1 protein-coding gene is annotated in these 286 nt (G+C 48.6%); it reads left to right on the forward strand.

Translation table 11 applies throughout. From position 1 onward, the window contains the following. Nucleotides 1–21: 21 nt before the first annotated feature. Nucleotides 22–286: hypothetical protein (locus tag LZP69_RS16230; protein ID WP_234201728.1), on the forward strand; the 265-nt coding region annotated here is incomplete at its 3' end.

Below are 286 nucleotides of genomic sequence, written 5' to 3' on the forward strand. Positions count from 1 at the left end.
CTGGCAATCAAAAATTTCTTTATGAAGTTTGTGTATAAGATCTTCGGCAGCACCAGGATTTTTGTGGTGATCCTTGGCTGGTTCCTGATCCTCACCGGGGTCTGGATGCTGCTGCGGCCGGAACATGCGCGCAAGAAGTTCGCCAGGCAGAGTTTTGGGTATGTCAAATTCTATCTGCTCATGCTGGCGTTTTTTCTGGCGGCAATCCTGGTTTCAATAAGCGCCAAGGTAAGCGGTATACTTTCTCTGGCGGTTTTATGCGCCGGGATCTTTTTTCTGATCAAGG

Origin of the sequence: Shewanella sp. AS1 (genome assembly GCF_021412565.1) — a bacterium.
Taxonomy (GTDB): domain Bacteria; phylum Pseudomonadota; class Gammaproteobacteria; order Enterobacterales; family Shewanellaceae; genus Shewanella.